Source organism: Citrobacter amalonaticus, from assembly GCF_002918555.1.
GTDB classification, from domain to species: domain Bacteria; phylum Pseudomonadota; class Gammaproteobacteria; order Enterobacterales; family Enterobacteriaceae; genus Citrobacter_C; species Citrobacter_C amalonaticus_A.
On the sequence record NZ_PQMB01000011.1, the window covers coordinates 24,587 to 39,498 of the forward strand.

General features: G+C 53.3%; 18 protein-coding genes. 12 read left to right on the forward strand and 6 right to left on the reverse strand.

The annotated features are described in order from the left end of the window. Positions 1-27 precede the first annotated feature (27 nt). From rpsJ to C3432_RS27145, 3 genes are all read right to left on the reverse strand, one after another. The gene (rpsJ, locus tag C3432_RS27135) at positions 28-339 is read right to left on the reverse strand and encodes a 30S ribosomal protein S10 (RefSeq protein ID WP_001181005.1); all 312 of its coding nucleotides are present in this window, start codon (positions 337-339) and stop codon (positions 28-30) included. Positions 340-546: 207 nt separating this feature from the next. Continuing rightward, positions 547-930 (reverse strand): hypothetical protein, encoded by a 384-nt coding sequence (locus C3432_RS27140; RefSeq protein ID WP_103780730.1) that lies wholly within the window; start codon positions 928-930, stop codon positions 547-549. Next, the gene (locus C3432_RS27145) at positions 930-2,444 is read right to left on the reverse strand and encodes a peptidoglycan-binding protein (protein WP_103780732.1); all 1,515 of its coding nucleotides are present in this window, start codon (positions 2,442-2,444) and stop codon (positions 930-932) included. The genes C3432_RS27140 and C3432_RS27145 overlap by 1 nt, the downstream gene beginning before the upstream one ends. 166 nt (positions 2,445-2,610) lie before the next feature. Between C3432_RS27145 and gspC the strand changes: the two genes are divergently transcribed. The 12 genes from gspC to C3432_RS27205 all read left to right on the forward strand — a co-directional run bounded on the left by gspC (position 2,611) and on the right by C3432_RS27205 (position 13,493). After that, entirely contained in the window at positions 2,611-3,408 is a 798-nt protein-coding gene (gene gspC, locus C3432_RS27150; RefSeq protein WP_103780734.1) for a type II secretion system protein GspC, read from the forward strand. Positions 3,409-3,425: 17 nt separating this feature from the next. Continuing rightward, the gene (gene gspD / locus C3432_RS27155; protein WP_103780736.1) at positions 3,426-5,411 is read left to right on the forward strand and encodes a type II secretion system secretin GspD; all 1,986 of its coding nucleotides are present in this window, start codon (positions 3,426-3,428) and stop codon (positions 5,409-5,411) included. Positions 5,412-5,417: 6 nt separating this feature from the next. Beyond that, the gene (gene gspE, locus C3432_RS27160) at positions 5,418-6,908 is read left to right on the forward strand and encodes a type II secretion system ATPase GspE (RefSeq protein ID WP_103780738.1); all 1,491 of its coding nucleotides are present in this window, start codon (positions 5,418-5,420) and stop codon (positions 6,906-6,908) included. Next, positions 6,905-8,116 carry a type II secretion system inner membrane protein GspF gene (gene gspF, locus C3432_RS27165; protein WP_103780740.1) on the forward strand — a complete coding sequence of 404 codons (1,212 nt, stop codon included), beginning with the start codon at positions 6,905-6,907 and terminating at the stop codon, positions 8,114-8,116. Before gspE ends, gspF begins: the two co-directional genes overlap by 4 nt. Before the next feature lie 9 nt (positions 8,117-8,125). Continuing rightward, positions 8,126-8,563 carry a type II secretion system major pseudopilin GspG gene (gene gspG / locus C3432_RS27170; RefSeq protein WP_016154753.1) on the forward strand — a complete coding sequence of 146 codons (438 nt, stop codon included), beginning with the start codon at positions 8,126-8,128 and terminating at the stop codon, positions 8,561-8,563. A gap of 5 nt (positions 8,564-8,568) precedes the next feature. Then, positions 8,569-9,060, forward strand: a complete 492-nt coding sequence (gene gspH, locus C3432_RS27175) for a type II secretion system minor pseudopilin GspH (protein WP_103780742.1) — start codon at positions 8,569-8,571, stop codon at positions 9,058-9,060. Beyond that, positions 9,057-9,443 (forward strand): type II secretion system minor pseudopilin GspI, encoded by a 387-nt coding sequence (gene gspI / locus C3432_RS27180; protein ID WP_016154755.1) that lies wholly within the window; start codon positions 9,057-9,059, stop codon positions 9,441-9,443. Before gspH ends, gspI begins: the two co-directional genes overlap by 4 nt. Further along, positions 9,427-9,999 carry a type II secretion system protein GspJ gene (locus C3432_RS27185; protein WP_103780744.1) on the forward strand — a complete coding sequence of 191 codons (573 nt, stop codon included), beginning with the start codon at positions 9,427-9,429 and terminating at the stop codon, positions 9,997-9,999. Before gspI ends, C3432_RS27185 begins: the two co-directional genes overlap by 17 nt. Then, complete coding sequence (gene gspK / locus C3432_RS27190; RefSeq protein ID WP_103780746.1) at positions 9,996-10,982, forward strand: type II secretion system minor pseudopilin GspK; 987 nt, start codon at positions 9,996-9,998, stop codon at positions 10,980-10,982. Before C3432_RS27185 ends, gspK begins: the two co-directional genes overlap by 4 nt. 10 nt (positions 10,983-10,992) lie before the next feature. Further along, positions 10,993-12,138, forward strand: a complete 1,146-nt coding sequence (gspL, locus tag C3432_RS27195; protein ID WP_103780748.1) for a type II secretion system protein GspL — start codon at positions 10,993-10,995, stop codon at positions 12,136-12,138. Further along, positions 12,135-12,590, forward strand: a complete 456-nt coding sequence (gspM, locus tag C3432_RS27200) for a type II secretion system protein GspM (protein ID WP_103780750.1) — start codon at positions 12,135-12,137, stop codon at positions 12,588-12,590. Before gspL ends, gspM begins: the two co-directional genes overlap by 4 nt. A 123-nt stretch (positions 12,591-12,713) precedes the next feature. Beyond that, a complete protein-coding gene (locus C3432_RS27205; protein WP_103780753.1) occupies positions 12,714-13,493 on the forward strand; it encodes a prepilin peptidase in 780 nt (259 codons plus the stop codon). A 37-nt stretch (positions 13,494-13,530) separates the two neighbouring features. Here C3432_RS27205 and bfr read toward each other — a convergent pair whose 3' ends face one another. The 3 genes from bfr to C3432_RS27225 all read right to left on the reverse strand — a co-directional run. Continuing rightward, positions 13,531-14,004: a bacterioferritin gene (bfr, locus tag C3432_RS27210; RefSeq protein ID WP_103780755.1), complete on the reverse strand. Its 474-nt coding sequence runs from the start codon at positions 14,002-14,004 to the stop codon at positions 13,531-13,533. A gap of 71 nt (positions 14,005-14,075) precedes the next feature. Next, positions 14,076-14,270 (reverse strand): bacterioferritin-associated ferredoxin, encoded by a 195-nt coding sequence (gene bfd / locus C3432_RS27215; RefSeq protein ID WP_012135433.1) that lies wholly within the window; start codon positions 14,268-14,270, stop codon positions 14,076-14,078. A 185-nt stretch (positions 14,271-14,455) separates the two neighbouring features. After that, positions 14,456-14,912: EF-Tu C-terminal domain-related protein (locus C3432_RS27225; RefSeq protein ID WP_254302298.1), on the reverse strand; the 457-nt coding region annotated here is incomplete at its 5' end.

Consider the following 14,912-nt stretch of genomic DNA (forward strand, 5'->3'; position numbering starts at 1 on the left):
CAACCTCTCAATCGCTCAATGACCTGATTAACCCAGGCTGATCTGCACGTCTACACCGGCAGCCAGATCCAGACGCATCAGAGCATCAACGGTTTTCTCGGTTGGCTCAACGATGTCAACCAGACGCTTGTGAGTGCGGATTTCGTACTGATCGCGCGCGTCTTTGTTGACGTGCGGGGAGATCAGAACGGTGAAGCGCTCTTTGCGGGTCGGCAGCGGGATCGGACCACGGACTTGCGCACCAGTGCGCTTAGCAGTCTCGACGATTTCCGCGGTTGATTGATCGATCAGACGATGATCAAACGCTTTAAGGCGGATACGGATTCTTTGGTTCTGCATGAGACCAGAGCTCCAATTATTTATAGACGAAAATAATTACTCCTCACACCCATTACGATTGATGGGGGAGTGTAATCGTTCTTACGTAGCCCCCTGATTGGGAGCATTGTTTGACGGTAAACCGCCACAGTTCATATCGAACTACCCGTCAGATTCGACAGGCTGGCGTATTATACGTATAGCCGGTGCGGATGCAAGTGATTATGGCTATTTGCCATCGATTTCTCTCAGCGCTTGTTGCACACGTGACCGCAATACATCGCCATCCGGCGCTTCCTGCCCGGACGCTTCATTATATGGTATCTCTTCCAGCATACTGTCACCCTCTTCGTTCTGGGTGGGTAAATCAATGCGTATCGGCAGAGGCTTCCGCTTAAAAATGTAATGCACATCCGAGAGTTGATACGTCTGAGAATCGCTCGCTCCCTGCGTGACGGTTGTCGGATGGCGCACCAACCAGACATAATGTCCGTAGTAGCCGCACATTAGCATCAGGCTAACCCACAACAGCCAGCAACCGGAACGCAGCGCCTGCCGCCCGCGGCAACTCGACACTGTTTTCACGTCAATGGGTTGATAGATGTGCATCATCACACACGCTCCTTAGATGGCGTATGTGTTAGCACAGGTATCGCCTCATTGATTAATACCGGCGCGTCTCCAAGGCTCTGACGTAGCCTTATCAAAGTCTCTTTTCCCGGTTTACCATCCACAGGCAAATTCTCCCGCTGCTGGAATACTTTGACCTTCTCGATTAACCATGGCGTCCATGAGCCTGATTTATCACCGGGAACGCCCAGCGCGCGGCTCAGCATCGTATCAAACCAGATGATGGTTTCCGCCGGACTCTTTTCACCGATCTGCATTTTCCCATCAGGCGTTAAATTGAGCATCAGGGTATAATTTCCCTGCCAGTGCTTCGTCAGCCACTCCTGGCTGACGATCCAGGTTTTATTATCAATGATAAGATCCAGCTCGTTTCCTGATACACGCATCACAACACCGTAGACCGGTTGTTTATCGATATTCAAATGCGCGATCCACGGCAACCCGCGCCTGATGAGGTTATCTAAACGTTCCTTGCCGCTTTCACACACCAACTCAGCGCGATCGGCCTGGTCACACCATGCCTCGTCATGCGCCGTGTCGAATCCCCAGACGCTGAATAATTGCTGCATGGCGTCGCGTAATCCTCCCCGTGCGCCGCCAATATCCGGCAGGTTTTCCCTTTTTTGCGTCATCGTCGCCGTTAACCCGGCGGGCACAGGAAGCTGAAGGGGAAAAACGTCGACCGCCAGCCAGCCGAACGTCAAAGCCAGCGCAGCGTAAAGTCCGGGCAATATGCCCTTACGCAATACGCAAGGGCGGAGAGTAAATGTTTCCAGCAACAATTTTTCCTGTTGAGCGGTTAACACATCCGCCTGTCTGTCCGTTGCCATTTTTCTCGCCGCCCGGGCGATGCGCCCCAGCAACGCCAGGTTTCCCTGAACCGCCCGAACCGCTTTGCGCACAAATTCATGACGCATCCGCACAGGCTCGCCATCCGCCTCACGCAGTTGCTGTTGACGCATAAAATCAAGATATTCGTCGTCCGTCGGCGCAGCGATGACCGCCGACAGCGTAACACGCCGTTTCAGTCGTCGGTTCCGCCTGAGCGCTTCGCCACCCACCAGCAGCAAGCTGGCGCCAGCGTCAAATGAAGCCGCCAGATGACGGAAATTATCGACAAATGCCGGGAGATGTCTGGCGAGCGCGTCAGCATTATCAATGACAATTATTATTGGTTGCGCAGCCGGACTAAGGGCAGGCATCAACGTTGACCAGAAACGGCTAATTCTTACATCTCGCCAGTCTGGCTGGAGTTTTCCGTGTGTACACGCCGTGTGTGTCAATTGACAGAAACCAGAGAAACCGGTAGCGGTAAACACCACCACCCTGCCGGGAAAATCCTTACCTGACTGATAAATAAGCGTCGATTTACCACACCCCGGTTTGCCGCATAATACGCCCACATCGCCAGCACCCAGCTCATGAATAAAGATATTCTTGATAAGGATATGTTGCGAAAAAGAGTAATTTGCATACGGTAATTCGCGTTCAGCCATCGATAAGTTCCAGTAATTGATGCGGGCATTTTAACTCATTCTGTGTCAGGTAAATATTATCAATTTTTATATTTGAATTAAGCGACATGTTCCGACGATTAAATTGAAAACATGAAAGTAAGCCTATATCATGCTTCTCCCGAAAAGAACAGGCATGCTAATAACAATGGATGTTATCGCGAAGCAGTTTACCTTTATATTTAAGAGAAAGCGTACCAATGTGCTGTACTGCGTTCTGTTTTTTGTCAGTGTCATTGTTATTATTCATTCGTTATATGTTTATAGGGTATTTATTGATTCAAGCAATGCGAAAAGCAAAACCAGTCACTCAATAAATGCCGTTGTCCTCAGGCTGCCAATGAATTTACCGAAAAACAGTAGGGGAAATGCGCCTGATAATAAAGAAGATGTTTCAATTAAAAATTCAACGCTCAATCTCCAGCTAAATGGCATTATTGCGAGCACGCTAAAAACACGTTCACAGGCTATTATCACCATTAATGAGAAAGCAAAATTTTACAGTACCGGAGATAAGCTTGACGATCTCCCTGACGTAAAAATTACGGATATTGATAATAATAGCGTGACGGTTGATAGCAATGGCTCCCGGCAACGCATCGTTTTTATTGATGAGCCTGATATATCCTCTAGGGTGCCGGCACCATCGCTGCCACATGACAGCGCGCCACATTCCCTCAGCGACATCATTATTACTAACTTTTTCTATCAGCAGGAAGCGCTGCAGGGCGTCAGATTAAACACCCGTGGCCCGGTTGTACGTTTTATAGCAACCGGACTCAGGCCAGGCGATATTGCGATCAAGATGAACAACCATCCGCTAACTCAGGAAGCGTCAGCAAAAGCGGCACTACAGGAATTTGTAACCTTAAACTCTGCCCAGTTCACCGTGATACGAAACGGTCAGGAAGCGCTGGTGAATGTATCCGTTACTGAGAATGATTAACCTTAAGGACGACAAAATTGCGCAAAGGAATTAAAAAAACGGCTGCATGGATACTGGCGCTACAGTTTTGCTTCTTTCCATTTCAAACCATGTCAGCGCAATATTCGGCAAACTTCCAGGATGCGGATCTCCGGGAGTTTATTACCTCGGTCAGTAAGCAAATGGGCAAAACCATTCTGATCGATCCGTCCGTCCAGGGAAAAATCTCCGTTCGCAGCTTTGACAGTTTCAACGAGGAGGAATACTACCAGTTTTTTCTCAGCGTTCTCGATATCTACGGCTACTCGGTTATCACCCTGGATAACGGCCTGCTGAAGGTTGTTCGCTCCGTAACGCTTAAGACCGCGCCGGGAAAAGTATTGGCACAGTCGCAACCGGCGGTCGGCGATGAATTTATCACCCGCGTCGTGGCGCTGAAAAATGTCCCGGTACGCGATCTGGCGCCGCTATTACGCCAGATGATGGACAGCGGCGGCATCGGCAACGTCGTGCACTATGATCCTTCTAATGCGCTGTTGATCACCGGCAAAGCCAATATAGTCAATCGCATCCTTGAGGTTGTGAAACGGGTCGATGTTATCGGTACTCAGGAACGTGAGCTTATCAAACTGCGCTACGCCTCGGCAGTTGATTTATCTGACGTAATTAACAGCCTGATTCGCGAAGAGTCAAAGGAAAACCCAACGCAGATCCTGCTGCCTAAAATTGTCGCCGACAAGCGCACCAACGCCCTTCTTATCAGCGGGCCGGACAATGTGCGCCAGCGGATGAAATCTTTAATCACTAAACTGGATATCGAACAGACCACGCAGGGCAATACCCGCGTGTTCTATCTGAAATACGCCAAAGCCACTAAAATCGTTGAAGTGCTGACCGGCGTGTCAACCAAACTGACGGAAGACAAGCAGGCGTCTTCGCAGAGCGTGTCTACCCCTTCCCGGGATGTCTCGATTAACGCCGATGAACAAACCAACTCGGTGGTGATTACCGCTGACCAGAGCACCATGCAGGAGCTGGAAAAAGTCATCGCTCGTCTGGATATTCGCCGCGCACAGGTACTGGTTGAAGCCATCATTGTGGAAGTCCAGGATGGCAACGGCCTGAATCTTGGCGTGCAGTGGGCCAACAGCAAGGTCGGCGGTCAGCAGTTTACCAAAACGGGGCTGCCTATTTTCGACGCATCAAGAGGCGCGCGCCAGTTTGATAAAAACGATTCGATGACCAGCGACAACCCTGTCGCCAGCGCGTTAAGCAGTTTTAACGGCCTGGCGACAGGCTTCTTTGAGGGGGACTGGAGCGTCTTGCTCACCGCGCTCTCCTCCGACAACAAAAACGATATCCTCGCCACCCCCAGCATTGTGACGCTGGATAACAAAGAAGCATCGTTTAATGTTGGTCAGGATGTGCCGGTGCTTTCCGGCTCGCAAACGACCTCCGGCGACAACGTCTTCAATACGGTCGAACGTAAAACCGTCGGCACCAAACTGAAGGTCACACCGCAAATCAACGAAGGCGACGCGGTGCTGATGGAGATCGAGCAGGAGGTGTCGAGCGTCGATACCGCTTCCGGTAACGCCAGCGATCTTGGTCCGACGTTCAACACCCGCACTATCCAGAATGCCGTGCTGGTCAAAAGCGGCGAAACCGTGGTGCTGGGTGGCCTGCTGGATGATTCAAGTAGAGAGCAGGTTTCCAAAGTACCGCTGCTGGGCGATATCCCTGTTCTCGGACAGCTATTCCGCTACACCTCAACGGAAAATACGAAGCGCAATTTGATGGTCTTTATCAGGCCGACCATTATTCGCGACGACGAGGTTTATCGTTCGCTCTCAAAGGATAAGTACACCCGATTTCGTGATTTACAGCAGCAGCGTATTGATAAGCAATCCAGTGGATTGCTTGGCGTGAAGGATGAAGAACGCCCGATGCTTAAGGAGCTGAATTTCGATGTGCCGTCCGACGCGCCCAACGGCCTGCCATCGCGCAACCCCTTCCGGGAATGATCCAACATGACTGACTTATGGACGCGCATTCCGCCCCCGCATCCCCTGCCGCTTAATTACGCGCAGGGGCAAAAATTTGGTATCGCGGTCGCGGTGGATGAATTGTTCTACCGCTCCGACACGCCGCTGGAAAACGTGCTGGAGGCCAGCGTTGCCTGCCAGCGCTTCAGTCGCCTGACGCCAGCGCAATTTGACGACCACCTGGAGCAACTTTTCCAGCACGGCGCCGGAGAGTCCCGGCAGATTGCCCAGGATATCGATCAGGAGATCGACCTGACGGCGCTGAGCGAGGAGTTACCCGACAACGCCGATCTGCTCAGTGATGAAAACGACGCACCGGTTATCCGCCTGATCAACGCGGTTCTTCATGAAGCCGTGAAGGAAGGCGCGTCGGATGTGCATATCGAAACCTTCGAAAAATCGCTGGTGGTGCGTTTTCGTATTGATGGCATCCTCAAGCCAGTCCTTCAGCCCGCTAAAAAACTGGCGCCGCTGCTGATTTCACGTATCAAAGTAATGGCGCGACTGGATATTGCCGAAAAACGACTGCCGCAGGATGGGCGTATTTCCCTGCGCCTCGGACGCAAAAATATTGACGTCCGCGTTTCGACGTTGCCCTCGCAGTACGGCGAAAGAGCTGTATTACGCCTGCTGGATAAAAACAGTCTGCGCCTGACGCTGGAGAATATGGGGCTATCGGCGGTGGATAGCCTGCGGCTGAAGGGTTTAGTACAGCAGCCGCACGGCATCATTCTCGTCACCGGCCCGACGGGGTCGGGGAAAAGCACCACGCTGTATGCGATTCTCGCCGAGCTGAATTCCCCCCAGCGTAATATCCTGACCGTCGAAGATCCCATCGAGTACGAGCTGGAAGGCGTCGGACAAACCCAGGTAAACAGCCGGGTGGATATGTCTTTCGCCAGGGGACTGCGCGCTATCCTGCGCCAGGATCCGGACATCGTCATGGTCGGCGAAATTCGTGACGCCGAAACCGCGCAGATAGCGGTTCAGGCATCGCTCACCGGACATCTGGTGCTTTCCACCCTGCACACTAACAGCGCTTGCGGTGCGATCACCCGATTACGGGATATGGGCGTTGAACCTTTCCTGCTCTCGTCATCGCTAAGCGGCGTTATCGCCCAACGCCTGGTGCGCCGCCTCTGTCCGGCCTGCCGTGTGCATACTCCCATTCCTGACTCTCAGAAACCCCTCCTGCACGCGCTCGACCCCACCGCTCAGACAATCTGGCAGGCTTGCGGATGCGGCGAATGTCGGGGAACTGGCTACCAGGGGCGACTGGCGATTCATGAAATTATGCTGGTGGATAAAACTATGCGCAGCATCATCCATCGCGACGCCGATGAACATGCCCTGGAACAGTGCCTGCGCCAGCAAAGCCGGAGCCTGCGGGAGAACGGCCTGCTGCGCGTGCTGGCAGGCGAGACCACGCTTGAGGAAGTCTTGCGCGTCACCTCTGCGCAAGAGGATACGCGATGAAATATCAGTGGCAGGCAATGGATGACAGCGGCACGACTCACCGTGGAACGCTGGATGCCGCCAGCAGCAAAGAGGCGCGCGAGGCGCTGCGCGCCCAGGGCCTGCACCCGCTGGTGTTAAATGAGAAAAAGGTCATTTCGCTGTTCCGGACGGTAAAAAAAACGCCTCGTTTACGGCTTAGCGGCAGTGAACTGGCGCTGTTCACCCGCCAGCTCGCCACGCTGGCCAACGCCTCGCTACCGCTTGAAGAGGCGCTGTTCGTTATTGGCCGGCAGAACAAAAATAATAAACTGGGGCTGGTGCTACACGACCTGCGCGAACGGATCCTCGCCGGACATACGCTTTCCGAATCGCTGGCCGCCTGGCCGCGGATCTTCGATACCGTTTACCGCACGCTGGTGAAAGCCGGTGAAAAAAGCGGACAGCTCGGCTGTGTGCTGGAAAAGCTGGCTGACTACAATGAGTTACGCCAGGCAACACGCAGTAAACTCATCCAGTCAATGGTGTACCCTTCCCTGCTGACCAGCGTGGCGATCGCCGTCGTCGCTATCCTGCTCACCACCGTAGTGCCCAAAATCGTGGAGCAGTTTCTGCATATGAAAGAAGCGCTGCCGATGTCCACGCGCGTGTTGCTGGCAATCAGCGATGCCATGCGCCACTACGGACTGTGGGTCATCGCATTGCTGCTGATTGCCTTTTTCCTGTTTCGCCACTGGCTCACCCGCCCCGGCAAACGCCATCTGCTTGACCGCTGGCTTCTTGATTTCAAACTCAGTCGCGCCCTGCTGCGCGCTATCCACTGCGCCCGTTATCTGCGCACCCTGAGCATTCTCAATATCAGCGGCGTTCCGCTGCTGGAAGGGATGACGCTGGCAACCGAAGGCATCGGTAACCGAGAAATTAGTCAGCGGCTGGGTCAGGCCGCGGAGCGCGTGCGCCAGGGGTCAGGCTTTCATCTCGCCCTGGAAAAATGCGATCTCTTCCCGCCGATGATGCTCTACATGATTGCCTCCGGGGAAAAAAGCGGCCAGCTCAGCGAGCTGATGGCGCGCGCCGCCGACCAGCAGGAAACACTGCTACAAAACCGCATTGCACTGACGCTGGCGCTGTTTGAACCCGCGCTGATTATTACGATGGCGATGATTATGCTGTTCATCATCATCTCGGTTCTGCAACCCATTTTGCAACTCAACTCATTGGTAAGTTAAGGATAAAACGTGAATAGTGATGCACATAAGCAGCGAGGATTTACGCTGCTTGAGATGATGGTGGTGCTGGTTATTTTGGGCATCCTCGCAAGCCTGGTCGTCCCCAGTTTAATGGGCAATAAAGACAAAGCCGATCACCAGAAAGCCGTCAGCGACATCGTGGCGCTGGAGAATGCGCTGGATATGTACAAACTGGATAACTATCGCTATCCGCTGACGGCGCAGGGGCTAAAGGCGCTGGTCGAAAAACCGACCGCCAGCCCAATCCCGGAAAATTACAACGCGAAGGGATATATCAAGCGTCTGCCACAGGATCCCTGGGGTAATGAGTATCTGCTGGTTAGCCCTGGTGAACACGGCGATTACGATATTCTCTCCGCAGGTCAGGACGGTGAACCCGGCACCGCTGACGACATTACTAACTGGGAACTGGGTAAAGCGAAATAATCGGAATGAGGCAGAAGGGATTCACGCTACTGGAAGTCATTCTGGTGCTGACGATTATCGCGCTTGGCGCCTCGCTGGTGATGATGACCTACGGGCGACAAAATGATATCGCGAAAGCGATTACCGCAGCCGAACAGCTGGCGGCTCTGACTGAATATGCCGCTGACTGGTCAACCATGGAGGACCGCAGTACCGGTATTGAGATCCGCGAACAAGGCTGGCGCATTGTCACACCGATTGGCAATCGCTGGCAGACGCCAACCCGGTTCTATCGCCTGGCGACCGAGGGCAAGTGGGAAAATGACTGGCAGGTGGCTCTGTTCCCGGCGTCGCTCGCCAGGCAATCCGTCGGCACGCCGCAAATTCTGATTCACCCGGACGGTGAAATTACGCCGTTTACGCTACACATCCGCAGCCGTAAAAATAACAGGCTGCTGTTCACGCTCGCCAGCACCGGCGGGCTGCCGCTGGTGCTCACCCGAGGCGAAAGCCGATGAGCCAAAGGCAATCAGGAATGACGCTTCTGGAAGTGCTGCTGGCGATATTCATTTTCGCCACCTGCTCCCTCGCGCTACTCAACAGCCTGCACGGTCAGGTTAGCGCCACCGCAAAAATGGAAGAACAGGTGCTTGCCGGTTGGGTAGCGGATAATGTGCTCAAAACCTATCAACTGGCCGGGCAGAGCCCCGCTAAAACCGCCACGGGCAGCAGCATAATGGGTAAACGCCGCTGGGCCTGGTCGTTGACAGTCTCACCCGCCGATGCTTCTGGCCTCAGCACCTGGACAGCAGACGTCGCTCTTGAGGACAAACAGCAGATCCGCCTGCAGCGCTTTATCCCCTCGCCGCAAGGAGGACCGCAAAATGTCTCCCCGCCCTGAGAAACAGCGCGGCTTTACCCTGCTGGAAGTTTTACTGGCTATTGCCCTGTTCGCCACGCTCAGCCTGCTGACGGCGCAGATGCTGACGACGACAATTGACAGTAACGAGCAGACCAAAAAGCATCAGCAGCGTTTTTCCGCCATCGTGCGTACCGTCAATTTGCTGGATAAAGATATCCGACAGCGGGTGCCGGTAACCGAATTGCAGGGCGAAAAAGAGACTCTGATGCTGACGACAGCCAGCAGTAACCGTTATCCTGGCGCCTGCTGCGCGCCCGATATCCAGCGAGTTCAGTGGTATCTGCAGGATCATACTTTATACCGCACGCTCTGGCGCTACCCGGAAGATAGAACCCCGGCCATCACTCAGCCGATGCTCAATGGTGTGAACGCCTTCACGTTGCGTTATTACAACAGTAAAGAGAAAGCGTGGATGGATACGGCGACAGCCCCATCTCCTGGCGCGATGGAAGTCACTCTTAAACTTGCTGATTCCGGCACGATAACTCGTCTGATGCTGTTACCAGAGAACCGCCAGCCAGGAGAACAGCAATGACCCGGCAAAAGGGCGTGGCGCTACTGGTAGTACTGATGATCCTGGCAATTATGGCGGCGCTGGCCAGCGAAATGACCGTGCGCTACCAGATCAACCTCAAACGCACCAGCTACACCCGGATGCGGCTACAGCAAAACTGGCTGGCAGAGCTGGCTGAAAGCCAGGCCATGCGTATTCTTGAACAGGATTTGCGGGATAATGAGAAATACCTCACTCGCGAGCAGCTCTGGGCGCAGCCGCAGCGTATTCAGCTCGCCAGCGGCGACGTTGTTAGCTGGCAGCTATCTGACGAGCAGGCCTGTTACAACATTAATGCGCTGATTAACGCCCCGATCGATCGAATGAAAGAGCCGCCCGCCAGCGTGAGCGTCTTTCTTGCGCTGCTGGACAACGTTGGCGTCACCAATGCCCAGGCTGAGGCGCTGGTTGATGCTATCGCCGACTACGTCGATAACGACGATATTCCACGCGCCTCCGGTGCCGAAAATGAGTATTACCAGACAAGTAACGACCCCCACACCATTGGCGGACGACGTATCTGGTCAATCAGTGAGCTCAAACAAATCAAAGGGATGACGCTTTCTCTTTACCAGCAAATCTCCCCGCTACTCTGCGCGCTGCCTGATGATGAGCTAAAAATCAACATCAACACCCTGACGCGCCGGGATGCACCGTTGATTGCGGCGATGCTCAGTAATGCTGTCACGCCACGCGAGATTGAACGCTTTTTTGATACCCCGCGCAAAGGACGCAAAATCAGCATTGAGACGCTGTTAAAGACATTCGATAAGGATAATCCAGCTCATAAGCTGTCGCAGACCACATTCAAAAGCATTGCGGTGGCGACCAGTCGTTACTTCCGCCTTGAAACGACTATCGAACAGGGCGATAGCGCCGGGAGCACCGTCAGCCAGCTGGAATACGATCCCAAAAGAAAGGCTCTGTTTATTACAGCCCGCAAAAGCGTGGCGCGCGACCATTAAAGGGAACTAAATGACGCCAGACACATTACTGCTACGTCCGCTGCCGGGAAAACTGGAATGGTGCGCCCCCATAGGGACACAGCCTCCGGTTATTGTTGAACAGGCGGATTACCTCCAGCCGAACGCGCTGGCCGACCTGCCGGATGCCGGTAACGCCTGCCTTTTCCTGTCGCCTGATTATTTCTGTTTTCGTCGCGTCGAATTACCGACGGAAAACTACAAAATCAGTGAACAAACGCTGGGCTGGCTGGTGGAGGACGCCGTTGCCGGGGATACGGACAGCCTGCACTGGACGGTTCTCGCCAGAGAGGAAAACACGCTCCATCTTGCCGGGATCGCCAGGACCACGCTGAACGATCTATTGACGACTTTCCGCACTGCTGGCGTGACGTTGACGCATATCGTTCCGGATGGTTTCTGGCTGCCGTATGTCACGGATAGCTGGAGTCTGCTAAAACAAGATGAGCGATGGTTAATCCGTTACGACGCATGGAAAACAGGCGTGCTGAGTGAGGCACTGCTCACGCATTTACTCGCCAGCCATACAGAGCAGAAAATCATCAGCGCCAGCCCGCTTCCGGTGCCTCACGCTCATGTCGAATACCTGGACTGGCAGCCGCCGCTGGCGTGCGCCTGCAATGGCGATAATATTCAGGACATCAACGTATTACACGGCAGCTTCCGCCCGTTGCCCCCGACACAACCGACCCCGCGTCTGCTGAAATATGCCGCCATAGCGACATTTACCCTGGCGATAGCGCTCTTCTCAGGGCTGAAGGGGGTGATGCTCTGGCAGCTTCATCAACAGAAACAGGCGCTCTCAGCGGAAGGTGCCATCCTGTGGAGCCGCTATTTCCCGGGGGATAACCGCAACAGCAATTTTAAATATTTCTTCGAATCGTCCGCCAGGGATCGCTATCCGGATGTGCTGACGTTACTGGCTCAGCTTCAGACCCGATTAAGCACATTGCCGGGGCTTACCATCCGCGAGGTCAGCTACCGGCTCGAACAACGTCTTTTTACCCTGACGCTCAATGTTCGCGATCCGGAACATCTTCGCCGCTTTATGGTGCAGACAAACGACGAATTTATCCTGACTCAACAGCCAGAAGGGACGACAGATAGCGTCCGGCTGACCCTGAAGGAGCGCAAATGAATAGCTGGTGGAGCGAAAAAAACGGCAGAGAGCAACGCAGTCTGATATTTCTCGCCGTTTTCTGTCTGCTGGCGGGATTCTGGTACGGCGTGGTTCAGCCCCTGGATAACGCTATTGCACAGCAGGGGCAGGAAAATGACCGTCTCAGGAGTGAGATCCAGTGGGTAACTGAGGCAGTTCAGCGTCGCGGATTAGTTGCCAGTAGACCTGGCATAAAGACCGATCCGGCGCTGATACAACATAGCGCGCAGCAGGCAGGTTTGAATATCAGCGTTGTGCCATCCACTCCCGATCATTTTGCGATCACGCTTCCCGTTGTCAAAACCGAACCATTATTTGCGTGGCTTAATGCCCTACAAAATGAGGGAATACAGGTTTCGCAATTCGCATTTAGCGCACGCCCGGTTGCCGGAGAAATTACGGTGGAAACTCTTGAACTCTACTCTAAATAATTCGAGTTGCGGGACAAAACGGCGTAGTCGCGTTGAACATCGCTCACGCTGACTCCGCAGGTCGGATCACAAAGCCAACACACCCATAACCTGAAGTATGACAAGTATATACCGGGCAGGAAAATGACTGAGATACATAGCATCGCGACAATGGCGCTTGTCGGGCTGATAGTCGGCAGCTTTATGAATGTAGTGGTTTATCGACTGCCGATCATGATTGAGCATCGGCACAGCGAAAAATGGAATATCGCCTGGCCTCCGTCGCACTGTCAGCACTGCCAGCACAGGCTATCGATGCGTAACACTATTCCGCTATTCAGTTGGCTGTGGCTGCGGGGTCGCTGCCAGGAGTGCGCGCAGCCCATTTCATGGCGTTACCCGCTGACTGAACTGGCGTGTTCTTGCGTTTTTGCGCTTATCGCTGTATTTGTCCCTTCAATGTCAGATACGATTGCCATCATGACGCTGTTCTGGTTTATTTTCGCGCTGGCGCAAATTGATCTCCGGACGTACCTGCTGCCGGATGTGCTGACGCAGCCGCTGCTCTGGCTCGGTCTGGTGTATCACAGCGTTTACAACAGGGAGATGCTACCCGACGCGCTGTACGGCGCTGTCGCTGGCTATCTGACGCTATGGCTGGTCTGGTGGGGATGCAAAATACTCGCGGGTAAAGAGGGCATCGGTCTGGGTGACGCTAAGCTACTGGCGGCGATGGGTGCCTGGTGTGGATGGTCAGCGCTACCGCCCATTTTACTCGCTGCATCACTGCTGGGCATCGTCTGGTGGCTGATCCTACGCCTTACCCGAAGGACGTCGATACCGCTTATCGCATTCGGTCCGTGGCTTGGACTGGCAGGCTGGTTGATTTTCAGCGCGCAAACATCAGGTGTTATCGGGTACTGAAAGGAGCGGCATGCCTGCCGCTCTGCAAGGTTTGCGTCTACGCTCCGCGAATCTGTGCCTGAAGATAGTTCTGGAGTCCCATCTTCTGGAGCAGATCCAGCTCAGTTTCCAGCCAGTCAATGTGACCTTCTTCATCAGCAAGGATTTCGATCATCATATCCCGGCTAACGTAGTCATGGACGCTGTCGGCATAAGCAATAGCTTCACGTAGATTCTTCGCCCCTTCCAGCTCCAGACGCAGGTCTGATTGCAACATCTCTTCGACATCTTCGCCAATGCCCAGCTTGCCTAAATCCTGCAAATTGGGGATCCCTTCGAGAAACAAAATACGCTCAATATATTTATCCGCATGTTTCATTTCATCGATGGATTCATGGTATTCGACGTCATTGAGACGAGTGAGGCCCCAGTTCTTAAACATACGCGCATGAAGAAAGTACTGGTTGATTGCGACAAGCTCATTTCCCAATAGTTTATTGAGATAATTTATGATTTTAACATCACCTTTCATTTTATAGTCCCTCCGCTTCCACTCTTAGAGCGTAGATGGGGCTACCGGGATGTCAAAAAAAAGAGTGTGACTCAGGCGATCTCTTTAAACTCTGGCATTTGCATTAATTCATCCTGCATCACTTCACGTGCAGCCCGAACGCACTTACCACATTGATTTCCCACAGGAATGAATTTACGTAACTGCTGGAACGACTGAGGATGAAACTGACGTACAGCCTGACGAATTTTTTTATCACTTACACCATTACACAAACAAACGTACATGATCGCTCCCGTTCAATTTCTGCGCAAAGTGTAAATGAGAATAGTTATGATTACAATAGCACAACTCTATTCGTACATCAGGAGGAGGAATAAAAAATGCGAATAAATATGACAACCGCTAAATTACAGACAGCAAAAAGGGCGCCGAAGCGCCCTTTTTAAGCTCAAAGCTAATTAATCAATAATTAGCTCATTACTTTAGCAACAACGCCCGCGCCAACGGTACGGCCGCCTTCACGGATTGCGAAACGCAGACCGTCGTCCATCGCGATCGGGTGGATCAGGGTAACAACCATTTTGATGTTGTCGCCCGGCATTACCATCTCTACGCCTTCCGGCAGTTCGATGGTGCCAGTCACGTCAGTTGTACGGAAGTAGAACTGCGGACGGTAGCCTTTGAAGAACGGAGTATGACGGCCGCCTTCATCTTTGGACAGGATATAAACTTCAGATTCGAATTTAGTGTGCGGCTTGATGGAACCCGGCTTAGCCAGTACCTGACCACGTTCGATTTCTTCACGTTTGATACCACGCAGCAGAACACCCACGTTCTCACCAGCACGGCCTTCGTCCAGCAGTTTGCGGAACATTTCAACGCCAGTACAGGTAGACTTCGCAGTCTCTTTGATACCAACGATTTCA

Bases quoted from the DNA above. Each gene is read 5' to 3' on its own strand.
- gspM (WP_103780750.1), top strand. From the start codon at position 12,135: ATGAATAGCTGGTGGAGCGAAAAAAACGGCAGAGAGCAACGCAGTCTG.
- gspE (WP_103780738.1), top strand. From the start codon at position 5,418: ATGACTGACTTATGGACGCGCATTCCGCCCCCGCATCCCCTGCCGCTT.
- gspH (WP_103780742.1), top strand. From the start codon at position 8,569: ATGAGGCAGAAGGGATTCACGCTACTGGAAGTCATTCTGGTGCTGACG.
- C3432_RS27185 (WP_103780744.1), top strand. From the start codon at position 9,427: ATGTCTCCCCGCCCTGAGAAACAGCGCGGCTTTACCCTGCTGGAAGTT.
- gspF (WP_103780740.1), top strand. From the start codon at position 6,905: ATGAAATATCAGTGGCAGGCAATGGATGACAGCGGCACGACTCACCGT.
- bfr (WP_103780755.1), bottom strand. From the start codon at position 14,004: ATGAAAGGTGATGTTAAAATCATAAATTATCTCAATAAACTATTGGGA.
- rpsJ (WP_001181005.1), bottom strand. From the start codon at position 339: ATGCAGAACCAAAGAATCCGTATCCGCCTTAAAGCGTTTGATCATCGT.
- gspK (WP_103780746.1), top strand. From the start codon at position 9,996: ATGACCCGGCAAAAGGGCGTGGCGCTACTGGTAGTACTGATGATCCTG.
- gspI (WP_016154755.1), top strand. From the start codon at position 9,057: ATGAGCCAAAGGCAATCAGGAATGACGCTTCTGGAAGTGCTGCTGGCG.
- C3432_RS27140 (WP_103780730.1), bottom strand. From the start codon at position 930: ATGATGCACATCTATCAACCCATTGACGTGAAAACAGTGTCGAGTTGC.
- gspC (WP_103780734.1), top strand. From the start codon at position 2,611: ATGGATGTTATCGCGAAGCAGTTTACCTTTATATTTAAGAGAAAGCGT.
- bfd (WP_012135433.1), bottom strand. From the start codon at position 14,270: ATGTACGTTTGTTTGTGTAATGGTGTAAGTGATAAAAAAATTCGTCAG.
- C3432_RS27145 (WP_103780732.1), bottom strand. From the start codon at position 2,444: ATGGCTGAACGCGAATTACCGTATGCAAATTACTCTTTTTCGCAACAT.
- gspL (WP_103780748.1), top strand. From the start codon at position 10,993: ATGACGCCAGACACATTACTGCTACGTCCGCTGCCGGGAAAACTGGAA.
- C3432_RS27205 (WP_103780753.1), top strand. From the start codon at position 12,714: ATGACTGAGATACATAGCATCGCGACAATGGCGCTTGTCGGGCTGATA.